At 64.6% G+C, this 16,531-nt stretch carries 13 protein-coding genes; 7 read left to right on the top strand and 6 right to left on the bottom strand.

The window, feature by feature from the left end; genetic code table 11:
• Window positions 1-19: 19 nt before the first annotated feature.
• The 3 genes from G7Y31_RS00885 to G7Y31_RS00875 form a co-directional block, all read right to left on the bottom strand.
• The gene (locus tag G7Y31_RS00885; protein WP_196823585.1) at window positions 20-790 is read right to left on the bottom strand and encodes a hypothetical protein; all 771 of its coding nucleotides are present in this window, start codon (window positions 788-790) and stop codon (window positions 20-22) included.
• A 370-nt stretch (window positions 791-1,160) separates the two neighbouring features.
• Window positions 1,161-2,192: an aspartate-semialdehyde dehydrogenase gene (locus tag G7Y31_RS00880; RefSeq protein WP_165010846.1), complete on the bottom strand. Its 1,032-nt coding sequence runs from the start codon at window positions 2,190-2,192 to the stop codon at window positions 1,161-1,163.
• Between the two features lie 54 nt (window positions 2,193-2,246).
• Window positions 2,247-3,512 carry an aspartate kinase gene (locus tag G7Y31_RS00875; protein WP_165010848.1) on the bottom strand — a complete coding sequence of 422 codons (1,266 nt, stop codon included), beginning with the start codon at window positions 3,510-3,512 and terminating at the stop codon, window positions 2,247-2,249.
• Window positions 3,513-3,816: 304 nt separating this feature from the next.
• Here G7Y31_RS00875 and G7Y31_RS00870 point away from each other — a divergent pair, with 304 nt between their 5' ends.
• Window positions 3,817-4,674 carry a DMT family transporter gene (locus G7Y31_RS00870; RefSeq protein WP_165010850.1) on the top strand — a complete coding sequence of 286 codons (858 nt, stop codon included), beginning with the start codon at window positions 3,817-3,819 and terminating at the stop codon, window positions 4,672-4,674.
• 52 nt (window positions 4,675-4,726) lie between these two features.
• On the opposite strand, the gene G7Y31_RS00865 is transcribed toward G7Y31_RS00870, so the two are convergent.
• The 3 genes from G7Y31_RS00865 to G7Y31_RS00855 are packed head-to-tail and all read right to left on the bottom strand — an operon-like array spanning window position 4,727 to window position 7,369.
• Window positions 4,727-5,422, bottom strand: coding sequence for an AAA family ATPase (locus G7Y31_RS00865; RefSeq protein ID WP_165010852.1), 696 nt, complete (start codon window positions 5,420-5,422; stop codon window positions 4,727-4,729).
• A gap of 1 nt (window position 5,423) precedes the next feature.
• Complete coding sequence (locus G7Y31_RS00860; protein WP_165010854.1) at window positions 5,424-6,170, bottom strand: AAA family ATPase; 747 nt, start codon at window positions 6,168-6,170, stop codon at window positions 5,424-5,426.
• Window positions 6,170-7,369, bottom strand: a complete 1,200-nt coding sequence (locus G7Y31_RS00855; protein WP_244977411.1) for a mannosyltransferase family protein — start codon at window positions 7,367-7,369, stop codon at window positions 6,170-6,172. The genes G7Y31_RS00860 and G7Y31_RS00855 overlap by 1 nt, the downstream gene beginning before the upstream one ends.
• A 213-nt stretch (window positions 7,370-7,582) precedes the next feature.
• Here G7Y31_RS00855 and leuA point away from each other — a divergent pair, with 213 nt between their 5' ends.
• From leuA to G7Y31_RS00825, 6 genes are all read left to right on the top strand, one after another.
• Window positions 7,583-9,403, top strand: coding sequence for a 2-isopropylmalate synthase (gene leuA / locus G7Y31_RS00850; protein ID WP_165010856.1), 1,821 nt, complete (start codon window positions 7,583-7,585; stop codon window positions 9,401-9,403).
• Window positions 9,404-9,513: 110 nt separating this feature from the next.
• Window positions 9,514-10,473, top strand: coding sequence for a hypothetical protein (locus G7Y31_RS00845; protein WP_165010858.1), 960 nt, complete (start codon window positions 9,514-9,516; stop codon window positions 10,471-10,473).
• A 232-nt stretch (window positions 10,474-10,705) separates the two neighbouring features.
• Window positions 10,706-13,057 carry a hypothetical protein gene (locus G7Y31_RS00840; RefSeq protein WP_165010860.1) on the top strand — a complete coding sequence of 784 codons (2,352 nt, stop codon included), beginning with the start codon at window positions 10,706-10,708 and terminating at the stop codon, window positions 13,055-13,057.
• 52 nt (window positions 13,058-13,109) lie between these two features.
• Complete coding sequence (locus G7Y31_RS00835) at window positions 13,110-14,435, top strand: DNA polymerase III subunit epsilon (RefSeq protein ID WP_196823584.1); 1,326 nt, start codon at window positions 13,110-13,112, stop codon at window positions 14,433-14,435.
• A gap of 27 nt (window positions 14,436-14,462) precedes the next feature.
• A complete protein-coding gene (locus G7Y31_RS00830; protein WP_165010862.1) occupies window positions 14,463-15,761 on the top strand; it encodes a Mur ligase family protein in 1,299 nt (432 codons plus the stop codon).
• Window positions 15,754-16,503, top strand: coding sequence for a type 1 glutamine amidotransferase (locus G7Y31_RS00825; RefSeq protein WP_165010864.1), 750 nt, complete (start codon window positions 15,754-15,756; stop codon window positions 16,501-16,503). Before G7Y31_RS00830 ends, G7Y31_RS00825 begins: the two co-directional genes overlap by 8 nt.
• The last annotated feature ends 28 nt before the right edge of the window (window positions 16,504-16,531 follow it).

The following is a 16,531-nucleotide window of genomic DNA, read 5'->3' as shown; positions in this document are numbered from 1 at the left end:
TTGGCTCGGCCAGCGTAGCTCAGCTGATTTCTGTCACGGCGGCAATGCCGCACTGCTCAATGCGACAGGCAAAGCGCTCCGTGTTGAGGGTAGCGACTACCCGCTCCGGGTTGTTCCAGGAGCGGATCTCCACGTAGCCCTCGCGCTTCAGAGCGAATTTAGGATCTGCCGCCTTGCTACGGACCCGCAGAAAACCTTCCTCAGCAAAGTCCGCCACCGTGCCCATATACTCTGGTTTCTCGCTATCGCGGCGGCTAATGAATACCTTTCCGTCCGCATCGATAAATCCGCTTTCCCCATACGGCAGGTTGTCACTCACCGCAGCATCCTCGTACCGGGTCATCACCCGGTGGCGGACCTGTTGAGTCTCAAGCTCTTGCGCGCGGGAATCGGTTACCCGGACTTCGAACGCGGTGACCTCTGTCCGCTCCCCTTCCTCACCATTGTCCACGCGGTCAGTTTGCAAAATCTCGAACACCCCGTCCCCCATGTAATTCACGGTGGAGTACCTCATGGGCACGAAAGCTGCATCGTAGTCCTGGGGAAGAGCAACTTCCCCACCGCCACCGTCAGCGTCCATGACGAAGATTCGGTTCCGCTGCGGTGTGCCCTCCGGGGAAGTGCCCATGACAATGACGTGGTCCTCGCTCAAGTCCAGCGAATGAGACGAAAAGGGGATCCTCTGCTTAAACACAGCGCCATCAGCCCGCAACAACATAATCGTTTCGACCCCGTTCGCTGTGCCATCGCCCTGAATGCCCACCACCGCCAAGTTGCCCTCTGGGGACATCTGCATATAGTTTTGGTGGCCAGTCCGAGAAACGTCTACAACCGAGCCGTCTTTACGAAAATGGCGAAGCGAACGGTCAAAAGACAACAAGCTCGCCTGCGTAGACCCCAGTACGCCCGGGTACCAATGGCCCGCCCCACTCTGGCTATCCAACCTTTCGCCGCTAGGACTATACACATAGTACCTATTTTTGCCAGCGATAAACGGTGGCTCAATAACCGGGCCATAGGCCACAATGAAATTACCCGGCCGGGTCCATTCTTGTGCAACGCGGTCGCGCCGCCCCCCAAAGCCCGCCCAGTACACAACCCCCAGCAGCGTCACGCTGAGGACAACAATCAGTACCAGTACTGAGCGGGACCACCGCATATCAGACCAACAGTTCCGCGATCTGGATGGTGTTCAGCGCCGCCCCCTTGCGCAGGTTATCGCCGGAGACCACGAAGACCAGGCCCTTGTTGTCATCAACGGTCTGGTCCTGGCGGATACGGCCCACCAAGGAAGCGTCAATGCCGGCTGCAGCCAACGGGGTGGGGACGTCCACGACCTGGACACCGGGGGCATCGGCAAGCAAGGCACGAGCCTGGTCCGGGGTCAGGGAGCGCTCAAACTGGGCGTGCACCACCATGGTGTGGCCAGTAAAGACGGGCACACGCACACACGTCCCAGCCACCTTCAGCTCAGGAATGCCCAGAATCTTGCGGGACTCGTTGCGCAGCTTCTGCTCCTCATCGGTTTCCTCAGAGCCATCATCCACCAAGTTGCCAGCCAGCGGCAGGGCGTTGAAAGCAATGGGAGCCACGTAGGGGCCCAGCTCATTTGGCTCCAGGACGGAACCATCGTGCGTCAACTCCACGTTGCGGTCCCCAATCTCCGCCACCTGCTTAGCCAGGGTCTCTACGCCAGCCAGCCCGGAACCGGACACCGCCTGGTAGGAGGCAACGTGCATGGTGGTCAGTCCGGCGGCATCATGCAAAGCCTTAGCCACCGGCATAATCGCCATGGTGGTGCAGTTGGGGTTGGCAATTATGCCCTTGGGCAGTTGGTCCTTATCGCCCGGATTAACCTCGGAAACGATCAGCGGTACCTCCGGGTCCTTGCGCCACGCGGAGGAATTATCCACCACGGTGGCCCCGGCGGCAGCAAACAACGGGGCATACTCCTTAGAGGTGGCCCCGCCAGCGGAGAACAACGCAATGTCAATGCCGCGCAAAGACTCCTGGGTCTGCGCGCTTAGGTCCTCCACCACCACGGACTCGCCGCGGAAGGTCAGTTCCTGGCCCGCCGAACGCGCAGAGGCAAAAAAGCGCACGGTGTCTGCGGGGAAGTTGCGCTCTTCCAAAATGGAGCGCATCACGCGGCCCACCTGACCGGTGGCACCTACTACTGCAACAGTGGTCATGGTAAAAATCCTTAAACCTTAAACGTTAAACGTTAAACGTTAAACAATGTGGGTTTAGCGTCCGGTACCAGCATAAACGGTGGCTTCTTCCTCGCCACCAAGCTGGAACTTATCATGCAACGCCCGGGCTGCCTTGTCCAGGTCAGCCTCGCGCACCAGCACGGAAATGCGGATCTCTGAGGTGGAGATGAGCTCCAGGTTCACGCCCACATCGCGAAGGGCCTCGGTAAAGTCCGCGGTCACCCCGGGGTGGGACTTCATGCCGGCGCCGACCAGGGAGACCTTGCCCACCTGGTCATCGTAAAGCACCTTGGACCAGTTGCCTTCTGCCTGCAGCTTGGTCAGGATCTCCATTGCCCGGGGCCCATCGGCGCGCGGGCAGGTGAAGGTGATGTCCGTGGTGCCGGACTCCAGGGAGGAGACGTTTTGCAGCACCATGTCAATGTTGATCTCAGCGTCCGCGACTGCGCGGAAGACCTTCGCGGCCTCACCCGGACGGTCCGGGATGCCCAACAAGGTCACCTTCGCCTCAGAGTTGTCCGTTGCTACACCAGTTAGTACTGCTTCTTCCACAGGAATATCCTCCATCGAACCGGCGATCAGGGTGCCGGGATCATTTGAATAAGACGAGCGAACTCGCAGGGGTACGTTAAACGCGCGGGCGTATTCCACGCTGCGCAGGACCAGAATTTTGGAGCCCACGGCGGCCATTTCCAGCATCTCCTCAAAGGAGAGCTTTTCTAGCTTCTGGGCGTCCGGGACAATGCGCGGGTCTGCGGTGTACACACCATCGACGTCCGAGTAAATCTCACACACATCTGCCCCCAGGGCGGCCGCCAGCGCCACCGCCGTGGTGTCTGAGCCGCCGCGGCCCAGGGTGGTCACGTCCCGGGTGTCCTTATTGACGCCCTGGAAGCCGGCCACAATACAAATCTTTCCCTCACTCAGGGCCTCCGTAATGCGACCCGGGGTGACATCAATAATGCGGGCGTTGCCGTGGCGCTCCGTGGTGAGTACGCCAGCCTGGGAGCCGGTAAAGGACTGCGCCTGCGCACCCAGGGACTCCACCGCCATGGCCACCAGGGCGTTAGAGATACGCTCGCCGGCGGTGAGCAGCATGTCCATCTCCCGCTGCGGCGGCACTGGGTTGACCTGGGCGGCCAGGTCCAGCAGCTCATCGGTGGTATCTCCCATCGCGGAACACACCACCACCACGTCATTGCCCTGCTTTTTGGTGGCAACAATGCGCTCCGCGACGGCGCGGATGCGCTCTGCAGACTCCAGCGAGGAACCGCCATACTTTTGCACGATGAGGGCCACGGGCGTTCAGCCACCTTCCTTTGCGCCTTTGCGCTCGATGTTTTGAGGTAATACCTATTGCTTAGTAGTCAATTCCTACAGATTACCCGCTCAGTGCCGCTAAAGAAACACCAGCGCCAATTCTATTGTGCAGGACACTTTCTGGGCGGGATTCCCCCGGGATAGCCGTGGGATAACCGCGTGATTGCGGGGGGATTGCCGTGGGAATGTAGTGGGATTGCCGTGGGATAGCCGCGAGATTGCCGCAGGAGTGCCCAGGGGTTCGGCGCCCGGGCATCCGGCGGGAATCGGTAAGGTGGTACGAGTGTTAGGAAACGTCATCGCAGTGCTGTGCGCCCTGGCCTCTGCCCTGGTGGTGGCCTGGGGCACGGTGGTGCGCCACCGCATTGCGCTGCGGGCCCGGGGCAATGTCATGCGCACCGCCATGCGCAATCCCCGCTGGTGGGTGGGCACTGCCGCGGCCGTGGTGGCTTATGCGCTGCAGCTGGCCGCGCTTGCTTTTGGCACCCTACTGGTGGTCCAGCCCATTTTGGTGCTGTCCTTGATGTTTACCCTGCCCCTAGCCGCGCGCTATGCCGGGCGCCGCATGCCTTTCCATGAGGTCTGGTGGTCTGTGGTGCTCACCGTTGCAGTAGCCGTCCTGGTGGTCTATGGCCGCCCTACCCCAGCCGAGTCTGCCGATGCCCCCAATCACTGGCCCTCCGCCCTCCTCCTAGGTGCAGTGGCACTGCTGGCCCTGGGCGGCGCGGGCTGGTATTTCCGCCAGCAACGCGCCCTAGCCTTGGGCACTGCGTGCGGCATGATTTATGGCTACGTGGCCCTGTTGGCCAAAGCCGTGGTGGACGCCGCGGTCGCGGACTCCTTATGGTCCGTGGCGGGCAACTGGAAGCTGTGGCTGCTTATCACGCTGGCCGCAGCTGGCACGGTGGTCCAGCAGTATTCCTTCCACGCCGGTCCCCTGGAGCATTCGCTACCGGCCATGACCATTGTGGAGCCCGTCGTGGCCTTTGGGCTGGGCTATTGGGTGCTGGGCGAGCAATTCCAAGTATCTTCTGCCGCCGGGTGGGCGCTGATGGCTGCCGCGCTGGTGGCCATGGCAGTGGCCACCGTTGTCCTTTCCCGCAGCCCCGTGCCCGCGTCCACGGCGGTCCGCACGGCTTAAGCCTGTGCGATTAAGGCCGCGCGATTAAGGCCGCGCGATTAAGGCCGCGCGGTCAGGGTTGCGCGTTCAGGAAGGCCACCAGCTGCCGGTAGGCGCTGGTATCAAAAACATCCACTAGCCGCTGGATCCCGCCGGGCCCTGCTGGGCCGGGTGCGGTGAACTCGTAGAGCACCGCACCCGGCAGCCCCACCAACACCGGCGAGTGCGTAACCACAATGAACTGCGCCCCCGCCTGCGCGGCTTGGTGGATTTCTGCCAACAACGCCATCTGGCGTACCAGGGACAGCCCGGATTCGGGCTCATCCAATAAGAACAGGCCACGGCCAGAAAAAGACTGCTCTACCACTCCGAAGACGGACTCCCCGTGGGAGCGGTGCAACCAGTTTTCCGCCGTGGCCCGGGTGCGGGCAAAGGTGGCGGCCACACGATAATGGGATTCCGCCCGCAAGAAGTAGCCATCTGCAGCCTTGTCGCCGCGCACCAAGGTAGTGCAGTGCCGCAGTGGATTCACCCACGGCTGCGGTGGCAGCACCGCCAGTGGGCCGCCGTCTGGGCTAAACCCATAGTGCATGGCTATCGCCTCTAATACCGTGGATTTGCCCACCCCGTTATCCCCGGTCAGCACAGTAATGGGCGCTGATAAGTCCAGCGGGCCTGCCTGCAGACCGCGCACGGCGGGAACCTCCAAGGCCCAGGCAGGGGTGGGGGCTGAGGGGGCATCGGCAAGCTCCAGGCGGCGCACATACATCTCAGTCGACCTCCGGGTGGGTAAGAAAATAGGCGGTACCCAGGGGGTCTGCGGCCCATTCGCGCGCGGCGGACATGGCTTCCGTGGCCTCCAGGGCGGTGGGCTGGATGCCCGCGGCGGAAATCTCCAGCAACTGCGCCCCCGGGATGGCCATAAACACTGGCGAGTGCGTGGCCAGGATAATCTGGGAGCCCGCGCCCGCCAGCTGTGCTAAATACTCTGCCGCAATGCGCTGGTTGGCCACCGTGAGCCCATCTTCGGGCTCATCCAAAATAAACAGCCCACCCGCGTGAAAGCGCTGCTCCAACAGCAGCATGAGCCCCTGCCCGTGGGAGTACTGCCCCAACCGGTCCAGTCTGCTATTAGGGTTTGGGCCAGGGCCAAGGGCCTGCAGATAATCCGCCAACTCCAGGTAAGACTCCCCGCGCAGAAAGAAACCATCGCGCGGATTCGCCCGGCGCGCCAGCACCAGGTGGTAGTGCAAGGGCGACACCGAGCGGTCCTGGTCACTGAGCGCATACGTCTCAAAGCGGGTATGGCGCGAACCGCCCTCTGGGTTAAAGCCCATGCCCACCGCGATGGCTTCTACCAGGGTGGACTTGCCGGCACCATTATCGCCTACAAGGACCGTCACCGATTGTGTAAAGCGCAGCGGTTGGCGCACCAGGGATTGCACGGCCGGGAGGTTGGCCAGGTAATCCGGCCAGTCGGGTTCTACGCGCTCCAGGCGGGCGCTGGAAAGAAACATCAGATCGCCCACTCGAAGACGACCAGCATATAAGCACTAAACCACGCTCCGAAGAGCACCCAGGCCCCCACTAAGACCGCGCCCGGGACTGGCCGGGCGGCAGCGCGCAGCGCCCACGGAATGCCCAACAGTGCGGCGGGCAGCAGGAGGCGGGGCCGGGAGTGCATGAGACCATCGGATAGCAGCACGTTCGCCGCCAGCGCGGCGCTAAACAGCCACACCCCCAGGTCCACCCGGCGCCAGGCCAGTACCAGCGCCAGCGGTACCGCCACCATGGCCGCAGTGGAGAGCAGGTAGCCCACGTTGGTGCCGGTGGTCAGCGTGGTGGCCAGCCAGTGCCACGTGGCCGCGCCGAAGTCGAAGGCGGAGTTCCAGTGCTCGCGCTGCAAGCCAAAGTAGCCGTGCTCCAAGTGCGCGCTGGCCCAGGCGAGATAACCTACTAAGACCCACGGTGTAAGCGCCAGGCCTACCCACGCCCGCGGTTGGCCTCTGCCGCGCAGCAGCACCAGGGCCGCGAAGGCGGCAATCATGCACACCGCGGTCAGGCGCACTCCGCCTAGGGCGCACACCACCACCCCGGCAGCTATCCATTTGCGGTCTACCAGTAGTACTAACGCCCACACGGCCAGTGCCCCGAAGAGGGCCTCGGTATAGGGCATGGCAAAGACGATGGACATGGGCGCGCTGGTGACCACGATGGCTGCGGCCACCTGCCCCCACAGTCCCGCGCCCATACGTCGAGCCAGGGCCATCACCCCTGCGGCCATGACTGCGGTGCACACGACGCTCAGCACACAACCGGCAGCCACCGTGCCGCCCACCAGGCGCAGCAGCGCCGGGTAGGCCGGAAAGAAGGCAAAGGACTCTTCCGTGGCGTAGCCATGCTTGGCGATGCCCAGATAATGTTGCGCATCCCAGGAGTCCAGCAGCTGCCCCACACCGGGTTGTGCTGCGGGCCCAGCGGCAGTATCCCCGGCCACGCCGGTACCAGCGTGCGCGGCCGCGCCGGTGCTGTCTTGTGCCGCCGCCAGCCAGGCCAGCATGCCGATGCGCACCGCTGTACCGCCCAGCGCAATGGCTGCGGCAATCCCGGCAGCGGTCCCGGCGGACATGGCGGGGTGGGGTGCGGGGGACATCGGCAAGCTAGGGCCCAACCTTTGCCCCAGGGCTTTAGGTACTTCCAGACGGGGAACGGACATGGGCTTATCCTAACGCGGCGCCGGAAGATCTCAGCACATGAGACCAGTTGCCATGTGATGAGAAATAGCGTACTGTGGCGTGCATGACTTTCCAGCGCGTAGATCTTCTCCTAATCTACCGCGGCGGGATTTAGGCCTCATCGTTTACAAGGTCGGCCCCCGTCGCGGATATTCTGCGGCGCCGGCCACCCTTTTGACGATAGGATTTAACCCATGTCCCCCAATGACGCATATATTTCTGCTCCCCGCGAGATCACCACTCCCACCGGCCCACGCAATGAAGGCCAGCCCTCCTGGAATAAGCAGCGCGGCTCCGCCATGCCCTTTGCCCGCTACCAGGCTTTTGCCCAGGAAGTCGAAGACGTCCAGCTGCCGGACCGCACCTGGCCGGACAAGAAGATCACCGTCGCCCCGCAGTGGTGCGCGGTAGACCTGCGCGACGGCAACCAGGCGCTGATTGATCCCATGAGCCCCGCCCGCAAGCACCGCATGTTCGATCTGCTGGTCAAGATGGGCTACAAGGAAATTGAGGTCGGCTTCCCGTCCGCCTCCCAAACCGATTTCAATTTTGTCCGCGAGATCATCGAGGGCAACAAGATCCCGGACGATGTCACCATCCAGGTGCTGGTGCAGGCGCGCGAGCACCTGATTCGCCGCACCTTCGAGGCCTGCCAGGGCGCCAAGAACGTCATCATTCACTTCTACAACTCCACCTCCAAGCTGCAGCGCCGCGTGGTCTTCCGCAAGGACCGCCCCGCCATTAAGAAGCTGGCCACCGACGCAGCGGAGCTGATCAAGGAGATCGCCGCAGACTACCCGGACACCAACTGGCGCTGGGAGTACTCCCCGGAGTCCTTCACCGGCACCGAGCTCGACTTTGCCGTAGAGGTCTGCGACGCCGTGGTGGACATCATGGGCGCTACCCCGGACAATCCCATGATCATCAACCTGCCGTCCACGGTGGAAATGATCTCCCCCAATGTCTACGCAGACCAGATCGAATGGATGCACCGCAACTTTGCCAAGCGCGACTCCATCATTTTGTCCCTGCACCCGCACAATGACCGCGGCGAGGGCATTGCCGCAGCTGAGCTGGGCTACCTGGCCGGTGCAGACCGCATTGAGGGCTGCCTGTTTGGCAACGGCGAGCGCACCGGCAACGTGGACCTGATCACCCTGGGACTGAACATGATGACCCAGGGCGTGGACCCACAGATTGACTTCTCTGACCTGCCCAAGATCCGTGAGACGGTGGAGTACTGCAACCAGCTGCGCGTCCCTGAGCGCCACCCCTACGGCGGCGACCTGGTCTTTACCGCATTCTCCGGTTCCCACCAAGACGCCATCAACAAGGGCCTGGACGCCCTGGCCAACGAGGTCCGCCCCGGCGCCAACAACACCGAAGTGTCCTGGGAAGAACTGCGCGATACCACCTGGGAGGTGCCCTACCTGCCCATCGACCCCAAGGACGTGGGCCGCGACTACGAGGCCGTTATCCGCGTGAACTCCCAGTCCGGCAAGGGCGGCGTGGCCTACATTATGAAGACCGACCACGGCATCAACCTGCCGCGCGCCATGCAGGGCGAGTTCTCCGCCATTATCCAGGCCATCACCGACTCCGAGGGCGGCGAGGTCAACTCCAAGAACATGTGGGACGTCTTTGCCCGCGAGTACCTGGAGCGCGACACCCCGCTGGAGCAGATTTCCACCACCATCCGCAACGCCGAGACCATTGACGGCGAGGTCACCCTGTCCGTCAAGGTGGTCTACGCCGGCCAGGAGTCCACCATCGAGGGCAAGGGCAACGGCCCCATCGCCGCCTACGCCAACGCCCTGGAGGGCCTGGGTATCGACTTCGAGATCATCGAATACTCCCAGCAAGCCCGCTCCGCTGGTGATGACGCCGAGGCCGCCTGCTACGTGGCCGCCGACGTCAACGGCTCCAAGGTGTGGGGCGTGGGTATTGCCGGCTCCACCACCAACGCCTCCCTGCGCGCCATGACCTCGGCCGTCAACCGCGCCCTGAGCAACTAGGCCTCCAACCGCGCCGGGCCGTTTGGCCGCTTGGCCGCCAACCGCGCTGGGTGGCCAGTCCACCGCCCGGGGATTTCCCCGGCCCGCGGGCCCGGGCTATCCTGGCTGGCATGTCCGCGGTTTATATCATCCCCGGCTCCGGCTTCGGCGCCACCCGGTCCATAGCCCTGCACAACCTGCAGGGCTCTCCTCTTGCCCGCCTGTCTGGCACCCAGGATTACCCCGTCACCCTTCACGCGGATCCTGCGGTGGCCGGCCTGCGCGTGCGCCTCGACGGCACTCCCCTGGCCATCATGCCGGCAGCTGACTGTGCTGAGTATCCCGAACTGCAGTGGCTGCTGGACCAAGGGCTTACCCCCCAGGTCACTGCCCGCATTAGCGCCAATGGCTTGGCGTCGACCGCACACCTGCGCTTGCCGCGTCCGGGCCTGTGCATCCCTGCCAATAATCCGCCCACGCAGCCCTATGTGCTACTGCCCCCGGGCCTCTACGGCCATGGTGCGGTGCTCACACAGCTTCCCGATGCCCTGGGAGTCCACCCTCGCTCCCGCGTCCATGTCCTGCTCAAGCTGAGCACCAGCCCGGCCGGGGTGGAGGTTCACTTGGGCAGCCACCACGTGGGCACCCTGGCAGACGATGATGCCGCCCGCTTGGCACCCACCATCGCCCAACATGAACAGCGCGGCGTGATGGTCATTGCTCGCGGCTACTTGGCTCCGCGCGGTGACGAGTCCACGCTGACCCTCTACGCCGCCGCCAAGGACTTCGACGCCGCCGATGTCACCCACGCGGCCCCCATGCGCGGTGAGGCCTCTTCCTTTGAGACCACCACCTTTTTGGCTCAGACTCCACAGCAGCCCGGCCCGCTCAATGCCACCGGCGAGTTCCCGGCGGTACAGCCCGCGGGGTATCCCACTGCGCAACCAGCCGGATACCCCGGAGCGGATACAGCACACTCCACCAAGCCCGGCGGTGGCGGCGCAAGCCGCTGGGGAACGTGGGCTCTCCTAGCACTAGTCCTGGTTGCGGCAGCTGCGGTGCTAATTTCCCTGGCTTTTTACGTGTTTTAACCAGCTCAGGGCCTTGATACCTGAAAACGCTTAAGACACCCACACTCAACAATTAGGTCTACTCGGGCATCAGACATAGAATCGGAGTAGAATAAAGGTAAACAACAAGGGCTTCCACCGGCGCTTTTGATGCACGAGTCACTCGCCGCTTCAACAGACCGCCCGGCCCGTGGTCCTTTGCGTCTTGCGCGCCCACGTTAAGCTTTGCCCCCTCCAGTTAAGGTCTAGATTTATGAGCCCAACCTCCTACGTGGTGCCTCACCGCGGATTTGGCGAAACCCGGCGCCTCCACATCAGGGGCATCGAGCCGGAGACCTTTGCCCGTTTTTCTGACGAGGCCCTCTCTGCCACCCAACGCCACTGCGTCACCCTGGGCCGCATCTCCAAATCCAAGTCCCTGGCCGTACGCATTGAGGACAACCAGATCGGTTACCTCTCCGCAGAGGACACAGCCACCTACTCCGAGCTGGAGTGGATCCTCAGCGCGGGCTTGTACCCCCAGGCGACAGCAGAGTTCGCTTTGGATGAGGACGGCTATCCCATCGCCCACATTCTGCTGCCCGCCCCGGGACTGTGCGTACCCGCCAATAATCCCCCCAAGGTTCGCTGGGGCATGTTGGAGGGCGAGCGGGCCTTCCCCATCACCTCCATACCGGCCACCTTGGCGCACTACCCGACTACTGCGCAGCATTTCTTGGTCACCCTGCGCGCCCGGTCTTTCCTGGGCTACCGCGCCGTGTCTGCCTATGTGGACAACACCTTTGTGGGATCGCTAAGCCGCGAGGACGCCCGCGTGCTGGCAGATACAATTCTGAGCTTCGATCACACCGGTCTGATGGCCGTTGCCCGCGGCTACTACCACTTAAACAACGGCACGCCTTCTTTGGTGATCTACGCGCAGCCTGCTTCGACGCGTAACCGTTCCTTCGCCGTGGTGGCAGGAACCGCGGCCACCACATCAATGGTGCTTTCCGCCGCATCTGCTGCCCGCGCAGCGGCCTCCATCCGCACCACGGATTTCTTTGGTCCAGGTGCTGCCTCTGCTGCCGGTGGCGCCACCGGCGGCCCAGTTCCTGCGGGGTCCACGACCAGTTCGACGGCTGGCACGGCCGCTTCCTCCTCCACGGCGAGCACGGGAGCTGCCGGGACCTCTGCCGTAGGTGCCAGCACTACTGGAACCGCGGGAGCCGCCAGCACCGCCGGGGCTACTGTGGGGGTCTCTGCTAGCGCCACTGCCGCTGGTACCACCGCAGCTGCCGCCGCTACCACGGCGGGCACTTTCAGTCTGCAGGCCCTGGCAGCGGTGTCCACCGCGGTCCTTTCCGTCGGTGGCCTGGGCATTGCTGCCAATAGCATCATCAACCAGCCGGCTGAGTCTAGCTACGCAGCCCCCACCACCACCCCTGCTCCCGAAGACCCGCAGTCCGCGCTTGCCAGTTCCCCCTCCCAGCCCCAGTCGCAGTCCCAGTCCCAGTCCCAGTCCGCTGCGGCTGACGCAAGCACCACCGCCACCGCGCGCAACTCGGCTACGTCCACCCCTACGGTGCACGGCACCTCCGCTGCCAACGCAACCGCTCAGGCGACCACCCCGCGCGTCACGGTGGAACCCGGGACCCCTGCATCCCCAACCCCGCGTGAGCACGCGTCTGTGCCCGCTCCCACACCCCAGCCTGCGCGCCCGGACAGCAACCAGGGGCTGACCCTGGCCCAGCTGCGCGAACAGGAGGATTCGCGCCCACTTCTGCTGGCCTTGGCGGAACTGTGGCCGGACCTGACCCACGTGCCTGGGCAGCATAATGACGCTGCCGCTAAAAACACTTCCGGAACAGGCGATGTCCCCGCCACGCCGCTTCCCCCGGCTAGTAACCCGACTCCCTCCCAGACGCTTCGCATCCAACCCAGCACCGCTGCCGTGAGCTCGCCTGCGCCCAGTGGCCCCTCAGAGTTCGTCAATGTCCAGGGCGGTAGCGGCGCCTTGGCGTCGACCGCTGCGACCACTCCGGCAACTGCAGAAGGGACGCTGCCACCGGTCTTGGCCGTCAGCGACGCCCCCGAGGTAGATCCCACGACCGTGGAAACCACGCTCAGCGATGCCGAGCTCAACGAGCCCACGCTGGCCGTTCCCGAGCCCACGGAACCCACGTCGGCAACCTCGACCACCTCCACTGCCGAGCAAACTCGGACCATCCACACCTACGGGGCCGGCGACCCCTCCCCGGATAGCGATGACACGCTGGATTCCCCCGAGCCATTTGAGCCCGAACCAGCACCCTCGCCAGAACCCGAGGCAGAACCCGAGCCCGCTCCCGAACCCATCCCAGAGCCAGAGCCCACACCGAGCATGACGCCTACTCCGAGCATGACGCCCACTCCGAGCGTGACGCCCACCCCATCCATGGCCGTCACGCCCCCGCCAAACGGCGACAGGGCAGTGCCGGATCCCACGGAGCGCTGCGCGCCCCTCTACATCTTGTTCCCGGGTTTGGTACAAATCTGCGTCACCCACTCGCACCCGGCAGATACAGTAGAACCCACCCCCACCCGGGAAGCCACGGTGGGCCGCCGCGCCATCGAGCCTGCCTAAGCCCCGGCGCGCGGTGTCAGACTCAGCGGGCGCGTCCACTAGACTGGTCCCAATGAGTACCGCCACCCCAGCGCCCCGCACACCGGAAAGTCAGGCAGACGCGCAGCAGTCGCCTGCAGCGCAGCAGGGCGAGCGCGAACGCGAACGCCAGGAACTCATCGCCACGTACCCCTACGTGGCGGTCCACCTGGTGGCTTCCGGCATCCACCCCAGTACCTCCCGGTTGTTGCTGATCGACGCCCTGACCTTCAATGACGCCGGGGAACTCGGTGAAGAATTCCACACCGTGCTCAACCCAGAAGGCGATCCCGGCCCACGCCATCACCACGGACTTAGCTCCGGGGATTTTGCCGAAGGCCAGCTCTTTTCTACCCAGCTCAAGACCCTCAACCGCCTCATCGACGGGCGCACCCTGGTGGTGCATGACAGCACAGAGGCCTGGGGGTTTCTCGTCGCCGAATCCCGCCGCGCCATGACAGCTGCAGCCCGGGCTAATCGGGCACGCAACCGGGGCCGCAGTAGGGGCAGGCGCCGCCGCCACAAGGTCGGCCACGTCCCCCGTCCCGTGGCCATTATCGACACCCTGGCCACCGCCCGGCGTCAACAGCTCTCACTTCACGATGTCCGCCTCCCGGCAGTGGCTGCGGCAGTGGGACTGGGTGAGTATGAGGGGGCATCGGCAAACCGGGCCCAAGAACCCGCACGCCACAGCGCGCGCCAGGCCACCCAGCTACTGATAGACCTGCTGTTTGCCCTGCGCACTGGGAAGCTTGCCACCCTGGACCCGCAGCAGCTGCGCGCGGACCGCTTCGGACTGCAGCGCAGCGACGTGCGGGTAGATGCTGCCCAGGCCCCGCGCCTACACACCAACCCCGGCGTATGGCGCCACGGCGGGCGGCTGCGCAAGGGCATGGAGTTTGCCGTGGCCCCCGAGGTGGGCCTAGACCCGGACGTGCTCATTGCCGCGGGCGTGCGCGCGGAGCTGAACTATGTGGAAAAGCTCAGCCGAGAGACCTCCATTGTGGCATGCAATCAGCTTCCTCGTGCTGCCCAGGACAACGCCGGTTTAACTGGCAAGGCCATGCACGCCCACCGCAAGGACATTCCGCTGGTCAGCGATGAGGAATTCCTGCTCTTGCTTGACGATGTCGCCGAGGCCAAGGCAGTCCTGGAGACCGACGGCACTACGCGCAAGTCCCCGCAGCGCAACCCCACGGTGCCCAACGCTAATAGTCGCTCCCAACGCCGCCCCACTAGGCGCGCTACCTCCAGCAACGCAACAGCCCAGGCCAGCGCGGCCAAAAACAACCAACAGCGTCGGCGCCGCCGCGGGGGCCGCCGCAGGCGGGGCGGTTCCGGCCATGCTTCCGGCACCTAAGCCCGCGCGCGGGTTACGCTGGAACGCATGAGTTTTACTAGCGCTTTGCGTTCCGCTCGCACCGCAGTGGCCATTGCGGCAGCCAGGGCAGCGACCACGGCCTCCCGCGCTACCGGCCGCGGCGCCGGGGGCATGATCGGCGGCCTGGTAGCCGGCGCCGTGGACCCCACCATCATGTCCTCCTTAAGTGCAGGCCGCCCCGCGGTGCTAGTCACCGGCACCAACGGCAAGTCCACCACCACCCGCATGCTGGCCACCGCCGTGCGCAGCACGCACACCGTCGCCACCAATGAGGGTGGCGATAACATGGACGCCGGAATCATCTCCGCCCTATTAGCCGCCAAGGACGCCTCCCACCTGGTGTTGGAGGTCGATGAGTTGCACGTTCCACACGTGGCGGATGCCCTCTCCCCCCAGGCCCTGGTGCTGCTTAACCTCTCCCGGGACCAGCTAGACCGGGTGGGCGAGATTAATAAGATTGAGCGCGCCCTGCGTGGGGCTGTCGAGGCCCACCCGGAGATGACAGTTATTGCCAATTGCGATGACGTGCTGATGACCTCTGTGGCATATGACGCCCCCAATGTCATCTGGGTCTCCGCGGGAGCCGGTTGGCTGGGCGAGTCCGTCACCTGCCCCCGCACCGGCGGCCACATCACCCGTGAGGGGCAGAATTGGTGGGCGGTCAAGCCACTGCCAGATGGCCGGGAGTTCCGCCGCCCGCAACCTTCCTGGTCCGTGGATGCGCAAGGTTTGTGGACGCCTGAGTCTGCCGATGCCCCCGTGCCGCTTAGCCTGCGCCTGCCCGGCAACGCCAACCGCGGTAACGCCGCCCAGGCTATCGCTGCGGCCGTGGAGGTCTGCGGGGTAGGGCTAGCCGACGCCGTGAGTGCCTGCGAGTCTGTCGATGATGTGGCGGGCCGCTACTCCACCATCACGTTAGGCGAGCACGAGGTGCGCTTGCTGCTGGCGAAGAATCCCGCCGGCTGGCAAGAGGCGCTGTCCATGGTGGACCGTGATGCGGCGGGGCTGGTGATTGCCACCAACGGCCAGGTAGCCGACGGCGTAGATATGTCCTGGCTGTGGGATGTGCGCTTTGAAGACTTTGCCTCGCTAGCGGTCAAGGCTTCTGGGGAGCGCGGCACGGACCTGGCCGTGCGCTTGGTGTACGCCGATATTTCCCACGAGCTCATCGACTCCCCGCTAGAGGCCATCAAGGCCTGCCCGCCGGGGCGCGTGGAGGTGCTGGCAAATTACACGGCTTTCCGCGACCTGCGCAAGGCCCTGCTCAAAGAGCAGAAGGAGCTCAAGGAGGCAGACAATGCTTAATATCGGCCTGATTCTCCCCGATGTGCTGGGGACCTACGGCGACGACGGCAACGCCCTGGTCCTGCGCCAACGCGCCCGCCTGCGCGGCATCGATGCACAGATCCATGCCATCAAGTTGGGCGAGGCCGTCCCGGAGACCCTAGACGTCTACACCTTGGGCGGTGGCGAGGACACTGCCCAGATCCTGGCTGCGGAGCACTTGATTGCGGACGGCGGGCTAACCCGCGCCGCCCACGCTGGCCGGCCTATTTTTGCCATTTGCGCCGGCCTGCAGGTGTTGGGTGAGTCTTTCCGCGCATCTGGCCGTGTGGTTGACGGCGTGGGCTTGCTGGATGCCACCACCGTGGCACTGGAGCAGCGTGCCATCGGTGAGGTTGCCTCCACTCCCACCGGTGCGGGCATCACGGCGGAGCTCACCGAGCCCCTGACCGGTTTTGAGAACCACCAAGGCGCCACCATTTTGGGCCCTGGTGCCCAGCCCCTGGGCCGCGTGACCCGCGGCGTGGGCAACGCTGACTCCGCCGCCACGCTTGACCTTGACGATGCCCCCTCCCAGCGCACCGCCGAGGGCGCCACCCAGGGCAGCGTCATTGCCACCTACATGCACGGCCCGGCCTTGGCCCGCAATCCCCAGCTCGCCGACCTCCTCCTGGCGCAGGCCATGGGCGTCCGCTTGCAGGACCTCGAGCCCCTGAACCTGCCCGCAGTCGACCGCCTACGCGCTGAGCGCCTGAGCGTCTAGGCGTGCCAGCACCGTCGGCCCCGAGCTT

The sequence above is a fragment of the Corynebacterium lizhenjunii genome (assembly GCF_011038655.2).
GTDB lineage: Bacteria > Actinomycetota > Actinomycetes > Mycobacteriales > Mycobacteriaceae > Corynebacterium > Corynebacterium lizhenjunii.
Note: the sequence above shows the minus strand (reverse complement) of the source record. Positions and strands in the feature narration are given on the sequence as shown.

Bases quoted from the DNA above. Each gene is read 5' to 3' on its own strand.
- G7Y31_RS00865 (WP_165010852.1), bottom strand. From the start codon at position 5,422: ATGTATGTGCGCCGCCTGGAGCTTGCCGATGCCCCCTCAGCCCCCACC.
- G7Y31_RS00880 (WP_165010846.1), bottom strand. From the start codon at position 2,192: ATGACCACTGTTGCAGTAGTAGGTGCCACCGGTCAGGTGGGCCGCGTG.
- G7Y31_RS00840 (WP_165010860.1), top strand. From the start codon at position 10,706: ATGAGCCCAACCTCCTACGTGGTGCCTCACCGCGGATTTGGCGAAACC.
- G7Y31_RS00860 (WP_165010854.1), bottom strand. From the start codon at position 6,170: ATGTTTCTTTCCAGCGCCCGCCTGGAGCGCGTAGAACCCGACTGGCCG.
- leuA (WP_165010856.1), top strand. From the start codon at position 7,583: ATGTCCCCCAATGACGCATATATTTCTGCTCCCCGCGAGATCACCACT.
- G7Y31_RS00855 (WP_244977411.1), bottom strand. From the start codon at position 7,369: ATGTCCGTTCCCCGTCTGGAAGTACCTAAAGCCCTGGGGCAAAGGTTG.
- G7Y31_RS00845 (WP_165010858.1), top strand. From the start codon at position 9,514: ATGTCCGCGGTTTATATCATCCCCGGCTCCGGCTTCGGCGCCACCCGG.
- G7Y31_RS00885 (WP_196823585.1), bottom strand. From the start codon at position 790: ATGTCCCCAGAGGGCAACTTGGCGGTGGTGGGCATTCAGGGCGATGGC.
- G7Y31_RS00835 (WP_196823584.1), top strand. From the start codon at position 13,110: ATGAGTACCGCCACCCCAGCGCCCCGCACACCGGAAAGTCAGGCAGAC.
- G7Y31_RS00830 (WP_165010862.1), top strand. From the start codon at position 14,463: ATGAGTTTTACTAGCGCTTTGCGTTCCGCTCGCACCGCAGTGGCCATT.
- G7Y31_RS00825 (WP_165010864.1), top strand. From the start codon at position 15,754: ATGCTTAATATCGGCCTGATTCTCCCCGATGTGCTGGGGACCTACGGC.